The 15,025-nt window shown below is 57.2% G+C and carries 13 protein-coding genes; 5 read left to right on the forward strand and 8 right to left on the reverse strand.

What is annotated here, in order from left to right; translation table 11 throughout:
- Positions 1-2: 2 nt before the first annotated feature.
- A complete protein-coding gene (locus UB90_RS05155) occupies positions 3-1,295 on the forward strand; it encodes a T6SS phospholipase effector Tle1-like catalytic domain-containing protein (RefSeq protein ID WP_065331911.1) in 1,293 nt (430 codons plus the stop codon).
- Between the two features lie 299 nt (positions 1,296-1,594).
- On the opposite strand, the gene UB90_RS05160 is transcribed toward UB90_RS05155, so the two are convergent.
- Positions 1,595-2,398 carry a metallophosphoesterase family protein gene (locus UB90_RS05160; RefSeq protein WP_065324907.1) on the reverse strand — a complete coding sequence of 268 codons (804 nt, stop codon included), beginning with the start codon at positions 2,396-2,398 and terminating at the stop codon, positions 1,595-1,597.
- Positions 2,395-3,345 (reverse strand): diacylglycerol/lipid kinase family protein, encoded by a 951-nt coding sequence (locus UB90_RS05165; protein ID WP_065324906.1) that lies wholly within the window; start codon positions 3,343-3,345, stop codon positions 2,395-2,397. Before UB90_RS05165 ends, UB90_RS05160 begins: the two co-directional genes overlap by 4 nt.
- Positions 3,346-3,525: 180 nt before the next feature.
- Between UB90_RS05165 and UB90_RS05170 the strand changes: the two genes are divergently transcribed.
- On the forward strand, positions 3,526-4,908 hold the full coding sequence (locus UB90_RS05170; protein WP_065324919.1) for an NAD-dependent succinate-semialdehyde dehydrogenase: 1,383 nt from the start codon (positions 3,526-3,528) through the stop codon (positions 4,906-4,908).
- 94 nt (positions 4,909-5,002) lie between these two features.
- Here UB90_RS05170 and UB90_RS05175 read toward each other — a convergent pair whose 3' ends face one another.
- Genes UB90_RS05175 through UB90_RS05195 form a run of 5 tightly spaced genes read right to left on the reverse strand, consistent with a single transcriptional unit; the run spans position 5,003 to position 10,319 of the window.
- On the reverse strand, positions 5,003-6,508 hold the full coding sequence (locus UB90_RS05175; protein WP_065324905.1) for an aldehyde dehydrogenase (NADP(+)): 1,506 nt from the start codon (positions 6,506-6,508) through the stop codon (positions 5,003-5,005).
- A complete protein-coding gene (locus UB90_RS05180) occupies positions 6,505-7,512 on the reverse strand; it encodes a 4-hydroxythreonine-4-phosphate dehydrogenase PdxA (RefSeq protein WP_065324904.1) in 1,008 nt (335 codons plus the stop codon). Before UB90_RS05180 ends, UB90_RS05175 begins: the two co-directional genes overlap by 4 nt.
- Before the next feature lie 2 nt (positions 7,513-7,514).
- Positions 7,515-8,234 (reverse strand): GntR family transcriptional regulator, encoded by a 720-nt coding sequence (locus UB90_RS05185; RefSeq protein ID WP_065324903.1) that lies wholly within the window; start codon positions 8,232-8,234, stop codon positions 7,515-7,517.
- Position 8,235: 1 nt separating this feature from the next.
- Complete coding sequence (locus UB90_RS05190) at positions 8,236-9,147, reverse strand: dihydrodipicolinate synthase family protein (RefSeq protein ID WP_065324902.1); 912 nt, start codon at positions 9,145-9,147, stop codon at positions 8,236-8,238.
- Positions 9,144-10,319: an L-rhamnonate dehydratase gene (locus UB90_RS05195; protein ID WP_065324901.1), complete on the reverse strand. Its 1,176-nt coding sequence runs from the start codon at positions 10,317-10,319 to the stop codon at positions 9,144-9,146. The genes UB90_RS05190 and UB90_RS05195 overlap by 4 nt, the downstream gene beginning before the upstream one ends.
- A 238-nt stretch (positions 10,320-10,557) precedes the next feature.
- Between UB90_RS05195 and UB90_RS05200 the strand changes: the two genes are divergently transcribed.
- The 3 genes from UB90_RS05200 to UB90_RS05210 are packed head-to-tail and all read left to right on the forward strand — an operon-like array spanning position 10,558 to position 13,438.
- A complete protein-coding gene (locus UB90_RS05200; protein ID WP_065324900.1) occupies positions 10,558-11,541 on the forward strand; it encodes a TRAP transporter substrate-binding protein in 984 nt (327 codons plus the stop codon).
- A gap of 56 nt (positions 11,542-11,597) precedes the next feature.
- The gene (locus UB90_RS05205; RefSeq protein ID WP_065324918.1) at positions 11,598-12,161 is read left to right on the forward strand and encodes a TRAP transporter small permease; all 564 of its coding nucleotides are present in this window, start codon (positions 11,598-11,600) and stop codon (positions 12,159-12,161) included.
- Positions 12,158-13,438, forward strand: a complete 1,281-nt coding sequence (locus UB90_RS05210; protein WP_005616437.1) for a TRAP transporter large permease — start codon at positions 12,158-12,160, stop codon at positions 13,436-13,438. Before UB90_RS05205 ends, UB90_RS05210 begins: the two co-directional genes overlap by 4 nt.
- Positions 13,439-13,522: 84 nt before the next feature.
- On the opposite strand, the gene UB90_RS05215 is transcribed toward UB90_RS05210, so the two are convergent.
- Positions 13,523-15,016 carry a heme biosynthesis protein HemY gene (locus tag UB90_RS05215; protein WP_065324899.1) on the reverse strand — a complete coding sequence of 498 codons (1,494 nt, stop codon included), beginning with the start codon at positions 15,014-15,016 and terminating at the stop codon, positions 13,523-13,525.
- Positions 15,017-15,025 lie beyond the last annotated feature (9 nt).

Raw genomic sequence — 15,025 nt, forward strand, 5'->3', positions numbered from 1 at the left:
AGATGGCAGACGGATCTTTTTCAAGTTCTGTTCTTGATGACGCTCAAGCAGTCAATGCGGATGAATCACCTAGTGCGAATGCGCAAGTAGATGCAGCAGTTTCAACCTGCCCTGACGTTGCATTGAACTTCGGTGTGTTTTTCGATGGCACCTACAATAATGCCGCCAATGTGGCTGCCTTTAACAGTGGCACCACGTCTCATACTGGCGGGAGCTATGACAACTATATCACCAATATCGTACGTCTAAGCGAGCTCTATTACACCAAGGATCAAGACGTCCCTAACAGTTGTGGTCGCACAGACGAGGCATATCGTTTTGTATACGTTCCAGGTATCGGCTCATCGCCAGGCCAACCAGACGACGCAGAAGCTGCTGCTACCGGCTTCGGGCGCTTCGGGTTGGAAAATGCTCTTCAGATAGCGACAACCGCATTGGAGAGGACGATCAATAATTTCGGTGGTCCCGCCTCAATTCGTTCGATCAAACTTGATGTTTTCGGTTTCTCGCGTGGGGCAGCGACTGCACGCGTATTCGCCAACATCATCGCACAGGGTGAACTGGCAAATGCGGAAGTTCGTTTCCTTGGCCTTTACGATACCGTTGGGTCGTTCGGTGTGCCGGGAGACGATACCGAATACAACACTGGTGAGGATCTCGCGAATCTTATTTGCGAGGTGAACCTTGGTCTTAGCCCTATGTGTCTGTTGGTGCCCAAACAGGAAACTGCGGATCTTGATGTCCGTGCCAGTACCGCGACAAACGTATTCCATATTGTTGGTGATGATGAATTTCGCGCGTTCTTCCCGTTATCCAGTGTAAAGCCTGGCCACGGGGTTGAAGTGGTGATGCCGGGTTGTCACGGCGACGTAGGTGGTTCCAGCCCCCCTGCGGAATATTTCGAAGAGACGATGAACCCGCCGCGCTTTCTGCTAGAGCGTGGATATTGGGATAATGGCGTTCGCCTGGACATTGCTCCGACCAACAACGTTGACCGTCTAATGCGCAACTGGGACTACAAATATCGGCGCACAATTGAACCGGGGATTTGGATCGCCGGCTATACAGCAATGCTCAAACGCGCCCAAAGCGCAGGAGTTCCTTTACATAGTAACGCGGTGGCTATTCCGGATGATTTGAAAGATCTGACGGCGCTTATGATCGATGGCAAAAGCTTACCTGAGAGCGAACGCCGTATAATTCGTACGAATTTTGTACGGATGTCACATGCTGGAGTGGGCCCAAATATGCTGGATGTTAACGGCGCGAGGGAAATCTATCCTAACCAGCCCTGATCGATGTACGCTCCGTGGCACGAGGTCGACGCCTCTAGTAATCTATTCAGTATCGGGTAGCGAACGGGTTACCCTTTTGCTGAGGTACGACGATCAGGTTGCGTATCACGACGAAACGTATCAAGAGAAGTGACGGATGTACGCATATTTTACGCGTCTCATACATTGTCTTATGTTTTTAAACGATTTTAGTTGCCCTCTTGAGGCACCATACCTCCGATAACAACTCAGTATCAGAACGTTCTACGTACCTCGCTCTTAAACGGAATCTGCGGCAACACTTGTGGGCACTTGAAGGGTTAGGCCGGATGCCAGCCCATATCCGTTCGACAAAAATGCACGGTACGTGACGGATCATATCCGCTGCGATCGGAGCGACAAGCATACCGGTCCACACGTACGGCTGACCGCTTTAGGGTCAGCAAATTGAAATCATTTTCCTCACCACGCAACCGATCTGACAGGCTGGTTCCTACATGGATTTGCAACACAGCCGGTGTCTGGTCGGGAACCATCGCGAAGGTGTCGGCGTACCAGCTATGCAAATGCCCGGATAAAATTATGTCGGTGCCAATGCGCGACAGCTCGGCGCGCGCATGCTGTGCGCCGCGTGTCAGCCGTTTGGTTTCGCCCGGTTGATGCTCCAATGGGTGATGAGCAACGACGATGCGATAGGCTTCCTCGGGTGTCTGTGCAAAACAGGTTTGGACTCGCCTGATATCTCCTAGCGAAAATCGCCCCCTTTGCCATCCAAGCGGGTTCACAGAGTTCACGCCGACAACGGACCAATCCGTGTCATGAATCTGCGGTTCGAGATCGCAGGAGATCCACTTCCGGTATCGCCGCCATGGCATCAATACCCGCTCAAACAAGTTGTCGAGAGGGGTGTCGTGATTGCCCGGCACCACGAGACATGGCGCTTTGATGCGGTCGATCATCTCCCGTGCTCGCATGAACTGCCAATCACGCGCGCGCTGGGTCAGATCACCGGAAATCGCCACCAAATCAGGTGCAAGCCCGTTGATCTGTTCAATCAATGGATCCAGAAGTTCCGGGCGGTCACGCCCGAAATGAAGGTCCGACAAGTGCAGCAGACGTTTCAACGCGTTGCATCCCCAAAATCTGTCGGGACAATGACCTGAAGCGCGTCTTCACTCAGGTGTAGTCGAAACGGTCCTTTCATGCGGGCACGCTCTCCGTCGCGCGCCACCAACAGTCTCTTGCGGCGGCCGTGTAATTCAAAAATATCGCTACACATGAGATGAAAATCGCGGTCGCGGCTGGCACGTCCAAGCAGCACCGCCAGACTGCTGCGTACCATCCCCCAGCGTCCATAATCGGGGGCAATCATCAGGGCCAGTTGGCCGTCACGTATGCACTCTGCCCCCTCCATTCCCATTTGGCGCAACTGAAAGGCGTTATTGAACACAAAGACAAGGGGGGTACGCACCGTGGTGCGCTGACCGTCGGCAACAATGTCCAGTTCGAGCGGCCGCGGCCAACGAAACAACACCTTGAGCGCAGACCAATAGGCCGCAACCCGGCTGCGGCCCCAAAAGTCGTAAACCTCCTCGCGGGATCGCAGGATTTGCGGATAAAGACCAAAATTGGCGTTGTTGAGAAACACTCGATCATTGAGCATTGCGACCCGCAGATCACGTTTATGGCCATGGGCAATGACTTCGACGGCGCCCTCAAGATCCTCAGGAATTCCAAGTGAACGTGCGAAATAGTTAAACGTGCCGCGCGGCAGAATGCCCATAGTGCAAGAACTGCCCTTCAAAGCCTGCGCAACGCCGCAAATCGTACCGTCGCCACCAGCTGCGACAATCGTATCATGTCCTTCTGCGACCACCTCCTGCAGGGTCGATGTCAGGTCGCGCTTGGGATCAAGTTCCGTAATTTTCGGCGCGAGACCGTGTTTTGCAAAGGCATCTTTCAGTGCCTGCGCACCACCCGCCGCCTCTTTTTTGCCAGAGTGGGGATTGTGAAGGATGCAGATGCTTTTTTGACGCCGCTGCGCAGTCGTGGGGGAATTGGCGTCAAACATCGCTAGATCCTTCGATATGACCTCTGGTGAGGGTGAAACCCGCTTGGGCCATTGCTCAGTTACCCGCCTAAAACGCGCCGAATGCGCAAAAGTTCCGCAGCACGTACCTCTAAGACAACATGGAACAGGTAGGTGCGCCTTCGTGTTGTCCTGATGAAACCCATGCGAAAGGAACACACCATGAGCGAGCGTAGCATCACTACAGTGAACCCCTTTAGCGAAGCCCCCCTGACCAGTTATCCGCTAATGTCTGACGATCAAATGTTTGACGCTTTAAAGTCGTGTCATGCAGCTTTTGATCAATGGCGCCTGACACCCATTGAGGAGCGGGCAGAGGTTATCGTGCGGATTGGCGAGGCTTTGAACGACCGCAAGGAAGAGTTCGCACAGCTGATGACAGATGAGGTCGGCAAGCTCTTGCGCGACAGCCGCGATGAAATCGATCTCTGTGTTGGTATTTGCAAATGGACCTCTGCCACTGGGCCTGAGGTTCTGGCAGACGAGCACCGTTCGCTGCAGGATGGCCGTCAGGGCATCATCACCTATGCTCCGACGGGCGTGGTCTACGGAATTCAGCCATGGAATTTTCCTGCGTATCAGGCCGTGCGTTATGCAATCGCAAATCTGATGGCGGGCAATGGAGTCTTGCTGAAACATGCCGCCAGTTGCACTGGTAGCGGGATGCTTCTGCGCGAGATTTTTGAATCTGCGGGCCTTCCCGAGCACCTCTTTACGGTTCTCACCATTGACCATGACCAGTCTGACGCATTGATCGCTCATGATTTGGTTCGCGGTGTGACCATGACCGGTAGCGCCAAAGGCGGCAGTGTCATCGCCAAAACCGCTGGCGCACATCTGAAAAAGACGGTCCTGGAGCTGGGTTCCAACGACGCGTATTTGGTGCTGGAAGATGCTGACCTTGATGTTGCTGTTGAGAACTGCGTGGCTGGCCGACTGTATAACAACGGTGAAACCTGCGTGAATGCCAAGCGCTTTGTGGTGACCGATGCGGTCTATGATGCCTTTGTCGAGCGCTATGTTGCCGCGATGTCAGATGTTCCCCTCGGAGATCCCAATGCAGATGAGACTGGCCTAGGCCCGATGGCACGCGCCGATCTGCGGGATGAACTGCACGAACAGGTGAAGGCGAGTGTCGAGAAAGGCGCACGAATTGCCTGCGGTGGCGAAGTGCCGGAGGGTAAAGGGTATTTCTACCCGGCGACCGTGTTGACGGATGTCGCGCCCGGTCAGCCCGCCTATGATGAAGAGCTATTTGGTCCTGTCGCCTCGATCATTCGCGCACGCGACGATGAGGATGCGATGCGGATCGCCAACGACAGCCGGTTTGGCCTTGGCGGTGGCATCTTCTCCAAGGACGACGCCCGCGCGGTGCAACTCGCAAAGCAGCATTTCGATACCGGCATGGTCTTTGTGAACCACTTCAACCTCGCCACGCCAGAGATGCCTTTTGGCGGCGTGAAAGATTCTGGTTATGGCCGCGAGCACGGCGGCTTTGGCATGCTTGAGTTCGTCAATGCAAAGGCGATTGCCGTAGCGGCATGAATAATAAACGGGCCGCAGCGGCGTTTTTGCTGCGGCCCATATTTGTCTCTAACAAGGGATGATAGACCCATTTGAGTGGTCGCAAGCTCCGGGGTTACTCTGGCAACAAGCCTTCTGGCACGTTTTGATAACATACCGGGCGCAGGAAGCGGCGGATTGCCAAAGTACCCACCGAGGTCGCACCAAAGTTGGTCGATGCGGGATAAGGTCCGCCATGAACCATGCTGTCGCAGACCTCCACGCCTGTTGGGAAGCCATTGACCAATACACGGCCTGCTTTGCGCTCGACGAGGGGCATCAGGCGGCGCGCCGCTTCTGTATCACCCTCATCCATATGCAGTGTGACCGTCAGCTGGCCGTGCAGACCTTGGGCCAGAGTTTCCATTTCCGCAGTGTCCCGAACCCGAACGATCAACCCCAGCGGGCCAAAGACCTCCTCGCCCAGCGCGCTGTTTTGCAGATACGCGCCTGCATCGGTTTCAAAGAGGTTAGGAAGCGCAGTGCGTCCCTCGCTATCATTGGTCAGAATGGGCCGCACTTCGGCGCTAGCATTGATGCGTGCCTTACCGTTGCGATAGGCCTCTGCGATGCCATCTGTCAGCATGACCTGCGCAGGCGCATCTGCCAGTGCCTTGGCGGCGGCCTCCACAAATGCATCCCCCTCAGGCCCCTTACTCACAACGGCAATACCGGGATTGGTGCAGAATTGGCCTGCCCCCATGGTAAGCGATGCAGCCCAGCCTTCGCCCAAGCTGACGCCACGCGCTTTTGTGGCTTCGGGGAAGACAAACATCGGATTGACGCTGCCAAGTTCACCAAAGAACGGGATCGGCTCAGACCGCTGCGCGCAAAGATCAAACAGCGCGCGCCCGCCGCCGAGCGAGCCAGTGAAACCAACGGCTTTAATCAAAGGGTGCTGAACGAGGGTCTGCCCGACATCGCGCTTGCCACCCTGAATGAGTGAAAACACACCTGCTGGCATGTCACAGGATTTGATCGCGGCATGAATGGCTTCGGCGATGATTTCACCGGTGCCGGGATGGGCGGAGTGGCCCTTGACGACGACAGGACAGCCCGCCGCCAGCGCCGCAGCTGTATCGCCCCCTGCCGTGGAAAATGCCAATGGGAAGTTTGATGCGCCAAAGACGGCAACCGGCCCAATCGGACGCTGGATCATTTTCAGATCCGGACGTGGCAGAGGCTGGCGATCCGGCAGGGCTGCATCATGGCGTCGGTCGAGGTAGTCACCGGCAAGGATATGGTCCGCAAACAGGCGCAACTGACCTGTGGTCCGACCTCGCTCGCCGTTCAGTCGCGCTTCGGGCAGGCCAGTTTCCTCGGTGCCGATCTGGGTGATCGCCTCAGCGCGGGCCTCAATTTCATCCGCGATCGCATTGAGAAAGGCAGCACGATCTGCACGGCTGCTGTAGCCATATGACCAGAACGCGTCCTCCGCAGCCCGGCAGGCCTGATCTACGAGGGTAGGGGTGCCAATGCTGAAGGCATGCGCCTCGCCGTTTGCAGGCTCGGACATGAAGATCTGCTCTGAGGCGACCCAGTCTCCGGCGATCAGGTGTTTTCCATGAGGGGCGAAGCTCATGCTGCGTCCTCCTTTTGCCAGTTGCTTACCATTTTGCAGGCGATTTCAAAGGCAGCACGGGTAGCACCCACGTCGGCCTCTCCGCGCCCTGCGATGTCAAAGGCGGTTCCGTGGGCGGGTGTTGTGACCGGCACCGGCAGACCACCCTGTACCGTAACACCACGATCAAAGCCCAAGAGCTTGAGCGCGATTTGCCCCTGATCGTGATACATGGTCACAACCGCGTCGATCTCTCCGCGTGTCACTTTGAGGAACACAGTATCTGAGGGCAGCGGGCCCGTAACGGCCATTTGCCCGCCCGCCATCTGGCGCACCGCTGGTTCGATCACGTCGATTTCTTCGCGCCCAAAATTGCCGCCATCCCCGGCGTGCGGATTGAGCGCTGCAACCGCGATCCGCGGGCGGGCATACCCGGCCCGCCGCAGAGTGCGGTCAATCAGATGAGTGGCGTCTTCGATACGCTCAGCGCTGATCACGTCGGCCACATCACGCAGGGCAATGTGACTGGTCACACGGCTGGTCCACATACCATCCAGTGTGTTGAGTTCGGAGATATAGCCGGTCACGCCGAGTTTTTCGGCCATGTAGTGCAGCTCGTCCGAATGTCCGATCCCCGCCAAATGCATCGACGCCTTATTGAAGGGCGCAAAGACGATGGCATCAATCACACCCGTGCGCACGAACTCCAGCGCTTGATCCAGCACTTGCAATGTGGAGCGGCCCGAGCTTTCGGTGCTTTGTGCCAGCACCACCTCGTCGGGGTCGATCGTGGTCATCTCGTGCAGGGCATAGGCTTCGACAGTGGACCAGTCCTGCTGGCTGGCATCTACTTCCGTCATGTCATGTGACAGACCCGCCTGCGCCTGACCCATTTCAAACACGTGACGGTCGCCGATCAGCAGGATTTGCGCGTCGTGTGTGACGTCTTCGGCCAAAAGCCGGGCGACCAGTTCCGGCCCGATGCCGCTGGGATCGCCGGGGATCACTCCTATCCGTGGGGACATGTTTACTCCGTTTCCGAAGCCTCGCCGCTCTCGAGCAAGGCATTCCTGATGTTGGCGACAGCCGAGGCCAGATGATGGCGCAGGGCGTCGGATGTGGTTTTGGCGTCACGGCGGCTCAGGGCGTCGACGATGGCACGGTGTTCGGCCAGCGTCTGGTCGCGCCCGGAACGGCGTTGCGACGATTGGAAACGCGCCCGCCACAGGCGCGCATTGTATTTGCGGTGGGTGTCGATGAGCGGCGCATTGCGGCTGGCCTGAACGATGGCCTCGTGCATTTGCATATCGAGCTGAAACGATTCAAGCGGTGGCAGCGTCCCAGCACCGTCTTCCATCCGGCGCTGACAATCAACGACATGCGCGATTTCAGCATCGGTGATCAGGGCGCAGGCCGACTCCCCCGCAAGGGCCTCTAACGCGCCCATCACCACGAGATTCTGCTCGATCTCTTCGATGGGCGGGTTGGCCACCTGCGGGCGACGGGTGACGGAATATTCCACCAGCCCGTCCTGCTCGAGTATGGTCAGCGCCTTCGTCAGCGGTGTGCGACTGATCCCCAGCGCTGCGGCCAGATCCCGTTCCGAGATATGCGCACCGGCAGGCAGCTTTTCCAGCAAGATCAGTTCACGCAGCTTGTCAGCCGCAATCTCGACCAGCGTGGCACGCGGACGTGCCAGTTCCAGTTCATTCGTATCAAGGTCAGAGATCTCGGCTTTTTTGCTCATGTTATTTTCCCCAGTTCAAAACCACAGGATCCAACGGGCGGATCAACCGAAAGAGAGCCTCCTTCGTCTGCGGATGCAATGGCGCGATGGGGTGACGGCAGAAATCTGACGCAATAACGCCGCCCTCAACCATCGCAGCCTTTGCCGAACGAAACCCGCACTGTCGATTTTCGTGGTTCACTGCGGGCAAGACGCGGGCATAAGCCTCTGTGGCTGCAGTCAAATCACCGGCTGCAAAATGCTGAAGAACCGGTTTGATCTGATCAGGGATCATGGCGCTGGTCATGGTGCCCGTGGCCCCCGCTTCGAGGTCCGCCAGCAGGGTGATCGCCTCTTCGCCATCAAACGGGCCCTCAATCGCATCGCCACCCTCTGCCACAAGTGCGCGGAGCTTGGCTGCGGTCTGCGGGCATTCGATCTTGAATAGTTTGACCATTTCGATCTCGCGCGCCATGCGCAGCAAGAGCGGAACAGGCAGATCGACACCGGACAGGGGCGCGTCCTGAACCATAATCGGCAACCCCACATCGCCCACGCGCGCAAATTGTTCAAAGGTCTGTTCAGCTGTGCCCCGCATCAGCGCCCCATGATAGGGGGCCATCATCATCACCATGGCAGCGCCGTGATCTTTGGCGTGTTGGGCGCGCTCCACCGCGATCTGGGTTGCAAAATGGCTGACCGTCACGATCACTGGTAGCCGACCCGCGACATGTGCCAGCGAGATCTCTGTCAGCTTACGCCGTTCCTCATCTGAGATCAGGAACTGCTCGGAATAGTTGGCAAGGATGCAAATGCCATCATTGCCCTGATCGACCATACAGTCGATCACGCGTTTCATACCTTCGTAATCAACGGTTCCATCCGGATGGAATGGGGTGGGCGCGACGGGCCAGATGCCTGAATATTTGGTCATTCTGTAATCTCGAAGTTATGAAGATGCTTGTCGGAAATCGTAATGCCGAGACCGGGCAGATCATCGTCGAGTTGCAGGAAGCCATCTACCGCCTCCGGATCGCCCTCGAAGATGTAGTAGAACAGCTCATTGCCGACTTCGACGTCGAAGACCGGGAAATACTCTGACATCGGGCAGTTCGTGTTAGCCATGGTCAGGTGATAATTATGCATCTGACCCGCATGCGGGATCACCGGGATCTGCGCGGCCTCAGCGATGGCATTGATCTTTTGGGCCGCGGTGATGCCACCAACCCGGTTGGTGTCATACTGCAGGACGCTGACGGCCTTGCGATTGATAAGCTCTGCACAACCGATGACCGAGAATTCATGCTCACCGCCGGAAATCGGTACGATCCCCATCGCATTGAGTTCAGCATAGCCCGCCACGTCGTCCGCGATTACCGGTTCTTCGAGCCAGCGCGGCTCATATTTGGCCAGTTTGGGCAGCATGCGTTTTGCATAATCAAGGTTCCAGCCCATGTAGCACTCCAGCATGAGGTCGGTGTCGTAGCCGATCACCTCGCGCAGCGCCTCGACCCGTTTTAGGTTCTCACGCATGCCCGCCATGCCATCTTTGGGTCCATAGCCAAAGCGGGACTTGAAACCGGTGTAGCCGCTTTTCATCGCCTCTTCGGCCTCTGCCTGCATGTCCTCAACCGGACCTGCGTAGAGCTTAGAATAATAGACCGGGATCTTTTCCTTGGTCCGTCCGCCGAGCAGTTTGAACACCGGCTTTCCAACCAGTTTGCCCATCAGGTCCCAGATCGCAATGTCGATCGCGGACATAGCTGTCATGCCGATGCCCTTGCGGCCCCAAGCATGGCTGCGGCGGTACATCTTTTCCCAGATGTAGGCGTAGTCAAACGGATCTTCGCCCACCACCAATGGGGCATACCAATCGTCGATTGCCTGTTTCACCAGCGTCGGCGCGAGGGCGGCATTGCCGATTCCGATGGTGCCGTCTTCACATTCGACCTCGCAAGTCAGCCATTGGTGAAAACGAAAGGACTGCATCGCATCGCCCTTGATCCACAGGGCATCAGAGGCGTTGGTGCAGAAATTGCCGGTCGGTGGAACCGTTGGCCCTTTCCAGGTCCAGACGCGGGTTCGGACGAATTTGATCTTGGTCATCAAGGCCCCTCTCTCTTTTGGCTTGGTGTTCGGGACAGGCCGAAACACGAATCATGTTGACATCTGTCTTAACATGATAATGGTGTTTTGGAATGCCAAAATGCTGTAGCGCCAAAAACAAGGGAGGAGAGAGTAAAGCGCAAATCGGAACACCTCATGCATTCCGGTTGCCCTATACTAGCCCACCAAAACGGCGTCGGCCTGCGGCACGACTTTCCTGATCAACGGAGGAAGAATCATGGAAACCCTGACAAAAACACTGAGCGCCGGCCTCGCCGCCGCAGCCCTGACCATCGCGGCGCCTGTTGCGGCGGATACCTATGTTGTGGCGGTGGGCGCCGCCTCAAACAGCCTGCAAGGAAAAAGCGCCGCACGCTTTGCCGAAGAGTTGCAGGCCCAGCTTGGGGATGCGCATAAAATCGAATTTTACGCCGATGCGCAGCTTGGCAATGAAAAAGAGCTGATGCAGAAGCTGCGTCTGGGTACTGTCGATTTCACGCTAATTTCGTCGATCATGACCAATGTCGCGCCAGAGTTCGCGCTATTTGACATGCCGTTTCTTGTGCAGGACCGCGCGCACCTGAAGGCCATCGATGCCGAGATTGTTCAGACCGATCTCGCTCCTCTGGCAGAGCAAGCCGGGCTAAAGGTTCTCTCCACATGGGAAAATGGGTTCCGCCAGATCACCAATAACACCCGTCCCATCAACACCCCCGCCGATCTGGATGGTTTGAAAATCCGCACGCCTTCGTCGGAATGGCGCGTGTCGATGTTCAAGGAATGGGGATCAAACCCCACCCCGATGTCCTTTTCCGAAGTCTTTGTTGCCCTGCAAACCGGCACAATGGACGGTCAGGAAAACCCGCTGACGAACATTGTCGGTGCGAATTTCCAAGAGGTGCAGAAATACCTCAGCCTGACCGGTCACGTCTATTCGCCCACCTATCTGACCAGCGGCGCGCAGACATGGGACAAACTGCCCGATGATGTCAAAGCTGCTGTCACCGAAGTTGCGGCTTCGGTTCAGGACTGGGCGCTTGAGCAGGGCGAAACCGCCGACAACGAGCTGGTCGATAAGGTTCGTGCCGCCGGTGTCGAGGTCAATGTGGCAGACAAGGCGGCCTTTATCGCGGCGTCAGCCCCAATCTACGAAGCCTTTGCCAATCAGGTGCCCGGTGGTGATGCGCTTGTCAGCCGCGCACAAGATCTGGCCCAGAAATAACCATGTGCTCCGGTCGGCCATCACCGGCCGGAGCCAACTTGAGACAGGAGATGGGCATGATCGCAATGATCGAGCGTATACTGTTACGGGCAATCGAGACGGTATGCCTATTGCTGCTGGTAATCCTGGCAGTGTCCGTCGTGTATTCGACCACCATGCGATACCTTGGCGCGTCGCCCGCGTGGTACGATGAAATTGCCAGCGTCCTTCTGGCGTGGCTCACTTATTTCGGCGCTGCCTATGCGGTGTTCCTGCGCCAGCACATGGGATTTTCCGGCATTGTAACCGCGCTGCCAAAACCGCTGGCCGTTGCGCTGGCGCTGTTTTCCGAACTCTTGGTGATCACCTATTTCGCGGTGGTTGCGTGGTACGGCAATGCGGTGCTCGCAGTGGCCAAGTGGGACTCGCTGCTCTCGCTGCGCTGGATGACATTGGACATCGTTCAATCGGTGATCCCGATTGCCTCGGTCATTATGATTATCGGCACCGTGTTGACGCTCCCCCGTGCCCTGCGTTTTGCGGCTGAAGGGATCGACCCGGAACATGCCGAGATCGAACAGGCCATCGCAGAGGCCGAAGCAGAAAATTCCGCAATGGCAGACAAGGAGGGCGCAAAATGATCCTGCTGCTGACCACAATCGTCCTGATCGCACTGATCCTTATCAATGTCCCGATTGCCGTCGCGATCGGTGTTGTCTCAATGGGAGGTTTCCTGCTGACCGCAGGTCCCGAAAGCCTGAACGACATGGTGATCAAGCTCTATTCGGGTTCGACCTCCTTTCCTTTGATCGCCATTCCACTGTTCATTCTGGCCGGAAACCTGATGAACACTTCCGGGATTTCACTTCGGCTTATCAATTTTGTGACCGCACTGATCGGGTTCATCCGAGGCGGGCTCGGCATGGTGAATATCGGTGTCTCCATGGTGTTTGCCGAAATCTCCGGCTCTGCCGTGGCTGATGTGGCTGCGACCGGCACGGTTTTGATCCCCGAGATGAAGAAGCGCGGCTACTCGCGCACATTGGCGGCAGCGATCACCTCTTCATCGGCGTCACTGGCAATTATTATCCCGCCCTCAATCCCAATGATCCTGTACGGAGCAATCGCGGAAACCTCGGTGATCAAGCTCTTTGTTGCAGGCGTGGTGCCGGGATTGTTGGGGGCCTTCTTGCTGATGCTCGTCACATGGGTGCTGGCGGTGCGCTACGATCTGCCGCGCGCCGAAGGGTTTGACCCCGCGCACGTCTGGCGCACCTTCAAAGAGGCATTCTGGGCGCTCACCATGCCCGTGATTATCCTTGGCGGGATCTTCTCTGGCTTTGTCACTGCAACCGAGGGCGCAGGGCTTGCCGTTGTGGCCGCATTGGTGATCGGTCTGTTTATCTACCGAGATCTGGATGTGTCACGACTGCGCAAAACCATGCTCGAAGGGATCAGCCAGACCGGGATTGTGATGCTTCTGGTCTCCACATCTGCCGCTCTGGGCTTGTTCCTTACCCAAGCGCAGGTCCCGCAGCAATTGGCGGCGCAGATCACAGAAGTCACCACCAACCCGCTGATTGTTCTGGCCCTGCTGAACATACTCCTGCTGGTGCTGGGCATGTTCCTGCATGGTGCGGCGGCGATCATTCTGGTGGTGCCCGTGGTGATGCCCTTGGTCAATGCGGTGGGGATTGACCCCATTCACTTTGGCATCATGGTGACGCTGAACCTTGCCATCGGGCAACAGACCCCGCCAGTTGCGTCGGTCCTGATTACATCTTGCTCGATTGCGCGTGCCGGGATCTGGGAAACCTCCCGTACCAACCTGCCCTTTATTGGGGTGCTCGCGCTGATCTTGCTCTTGGTGACATACGTGCCGGAGCTCTCCTTGGGGCTGACACGCTTCCTCGACTAAACGCAATACCCCCGGCCAAGTCCCGCTTGGCCGGGGGTATTTTCATCTGGTGAGGCGAACAGTGGCAATGTTCCCAGCCGGTTTTCAGCTTTTCACGTCGCCCTTGCTTGGCTCCGAAGTGTCATCCAGATCTATCTCGACGTCATCACTGACATCAATCGGCTCCGGATCAACGATCGTGAGCGCTCCGGTGCCAGCCTCTGCACGCGCCGCCAGCAATGGCAGCATCGCCGCCCCAGTCGCCGAGTGATATTCCGGTGTTTCAGGGCGTTTCCAAGTCAGCGTGTCAAAGCTTGCGCAGTTTTCACATGTCGGCGCCCACTCCGCATGGATGTGATTGCAGCTCTCGCAAACCCACTGCGGCCCGCGCGGCGCAGTAAGCGCCTTGGTCAGCCACCCCTGTACCATGGCATCGGGGCCACCTTCGCCCTTTTCAATTGCTGCCATCAGCGTCAGTGCGCGCGCATCCGGCGCACGGTCCACGAGATCGCCCAGCGCGCGACGTGCTTCGGGGAAATCTTCTGCGACGATCAAAAGCTCTGCCCGCACCAGACGCGTTTCATCGTGGTCTGGTTTCACCCGCAACAAGGTCTCGAACCGTTTCACACGCTCCTGCGCGCTCTCATTGGGCTCTATCTCAGCAAAGGCGTGAGCCAAATCGGGATGAGGCTGCGCCTCCCATGCTTTCTTGAGAATACGCACCGCATTGCGCGGCTTGCCTTTTGCGATGTAACTGCGCGCGGCAAGGGCTGCAGCAGGCACCAGATCTGGCGAGAGGCGGTTGGCCTCAATGGCCTGTTCTTGTTGTTCCGGCGTGGCTTCCTCAGCCAAAAGCGCCTTGGACGAGGAAAGCGCAAGCACAGCGTCACGACGTTTAAACACCTCACGCGGTAGCGTTCCGGTCTTGAGTTTGGTTGCCAAGGTCTGACGCGCGCCTGCCCAGTCTTCGGCCTGCGCTTGCAATTTCAACAGGGTGTCCTGCACCTCTTCGTGCTTGGGCCGCAATGCGAGCGCCTTTTCAGCCAGTTGCCGTGCGGTCTCGGTATCCCCTTCAGAGAGTTTCTGTTTCATGATCCCACGCACGCCAACAAAACGGGTGGATTGATCGGACAACAGACGTTTGTAAGCCTCTGACGCCTTATGCGTGTCACCAGCCATTTCCGCGGCCTGCGCCACCACAAGATCCGTCAGGGCCGGGTCTTGAAGATAGCGCTCTGCCTTTGCAGCTTTTGAAAGCGCCGTGCGCCCCTCGCCCACAGCCAGCGCCATGAGACTGTCCGACAACGCCTGATAGCCACGCCGCTCGCGCCCTTTGTCGAAATAGCGTGACAGAGCCGTTTCATCTCCGTTCAGAAAACGCAGCGTCGCGATCAGCAACGACAGCAGCTTAAAGAACAGCCACGTCAGTACCATCAGCGCAACCAGCGCCATCACGGACTGCAGCGCACCAAGTGTATATTCGATGCCTGCAACGGTGATTTGCACACCTCCGGCGGTTTCCATCAGGACGCCTGCACCGAAGGCCAGAAGCGCAACGATCGCGACGAATACGAGAATCTTCAACAATGACCAGAGCATGGCGACGTC

Source organism: Tritonibacter mobilis, assembly GCF_001681715.1.
GTDB lineage: Bacteria > Pseudomonadota > Alphaproteobacteria > Rhodobacterales > Rhodobacteraceae > Epibacterium > Epibacterium mobile.

Coding starts and splice junctions, on each gene's coding strand:
- UB90_RS05195 (WP_065324901.1), bottom strand. CDS start 10,319: ATGACCAAGATCAAATTCGTCCGAACCCGCGTCTGGACCTGGAAAGGG.
- UB90_RS05155 (WP_065331911.1), top strand. CDS start 3: ATGGCAGACGGATCTTTTTCAAGTTCTGTTCTTGATGACGCTCAAGCA.
- UB90_RS05210 (WP_005616437.1), top strand. CDS start 12,158: ATGATCCTGCTGCTGACCACAATCGTCCTGATCGCACTGATCCTTATC.
- UB90_RS05185 (WP_065324903.1), bottom strand. CDS start 8,234: ATGAGCAAAAAAGCCGAGATCTCTGACCTTGATACGAATGAACTGGAA.
- UB90_RS05215 (WP_065324899.1), bottom strand. CDS start 15,016: ATGCTCTGGTCATTGTTGAAGATTCTCGTATTCGTCGCGATCGTTGCG.
- UB90_RS05175 (WP_065324905.1), bottom strand. CDS start 6,508: ATGAGCTTCGCCCCTCATGGAAAACACCTGATCGCCGGAGACTGGGTC.
- UB90_RS05200 (WP_065324900.1), top strand. CDS start 10,558: ATGGAAACCCTGACAAAAACACTGAGCGCCGGCCTCGCCGCCGCAGCC.
- UB90_RS05165 (WP_065324906.1), bottom strand. CDS start 3,345: ATGTTTGACGCCAATTCCCCCACGACTGCGCAGCGGCGTCAAAAAAGC.
- UB90_RS05190 (WP_065324902.1), bottom strand. CDS start 9,147: ATGACCAAATATTCAGGCATCTGGCCCGTCGCGCCCACCCCATTCCAT.
- UB90_RS05170 (WP_065324919.1), top strand. CDS start 3,526: ATGAGCGAGCGTAGCATCACTACAGTGAACCCCTTTAGCGAAGCCCCC.
- UB90_RS05180 (WP_065324904.1), bottom strand. CDS start 7,512: ATGTCCCCACGGATAGGAGTGATCCCCGGCGATCCCAGCGGCATCGGG.
- UB90_RS05205 (WP_065324918.1), top strand. CDS start 11,598: ATGATCGCAATGATCGAGCGTATACTGTTACGGGCAATCGAGACGGTA.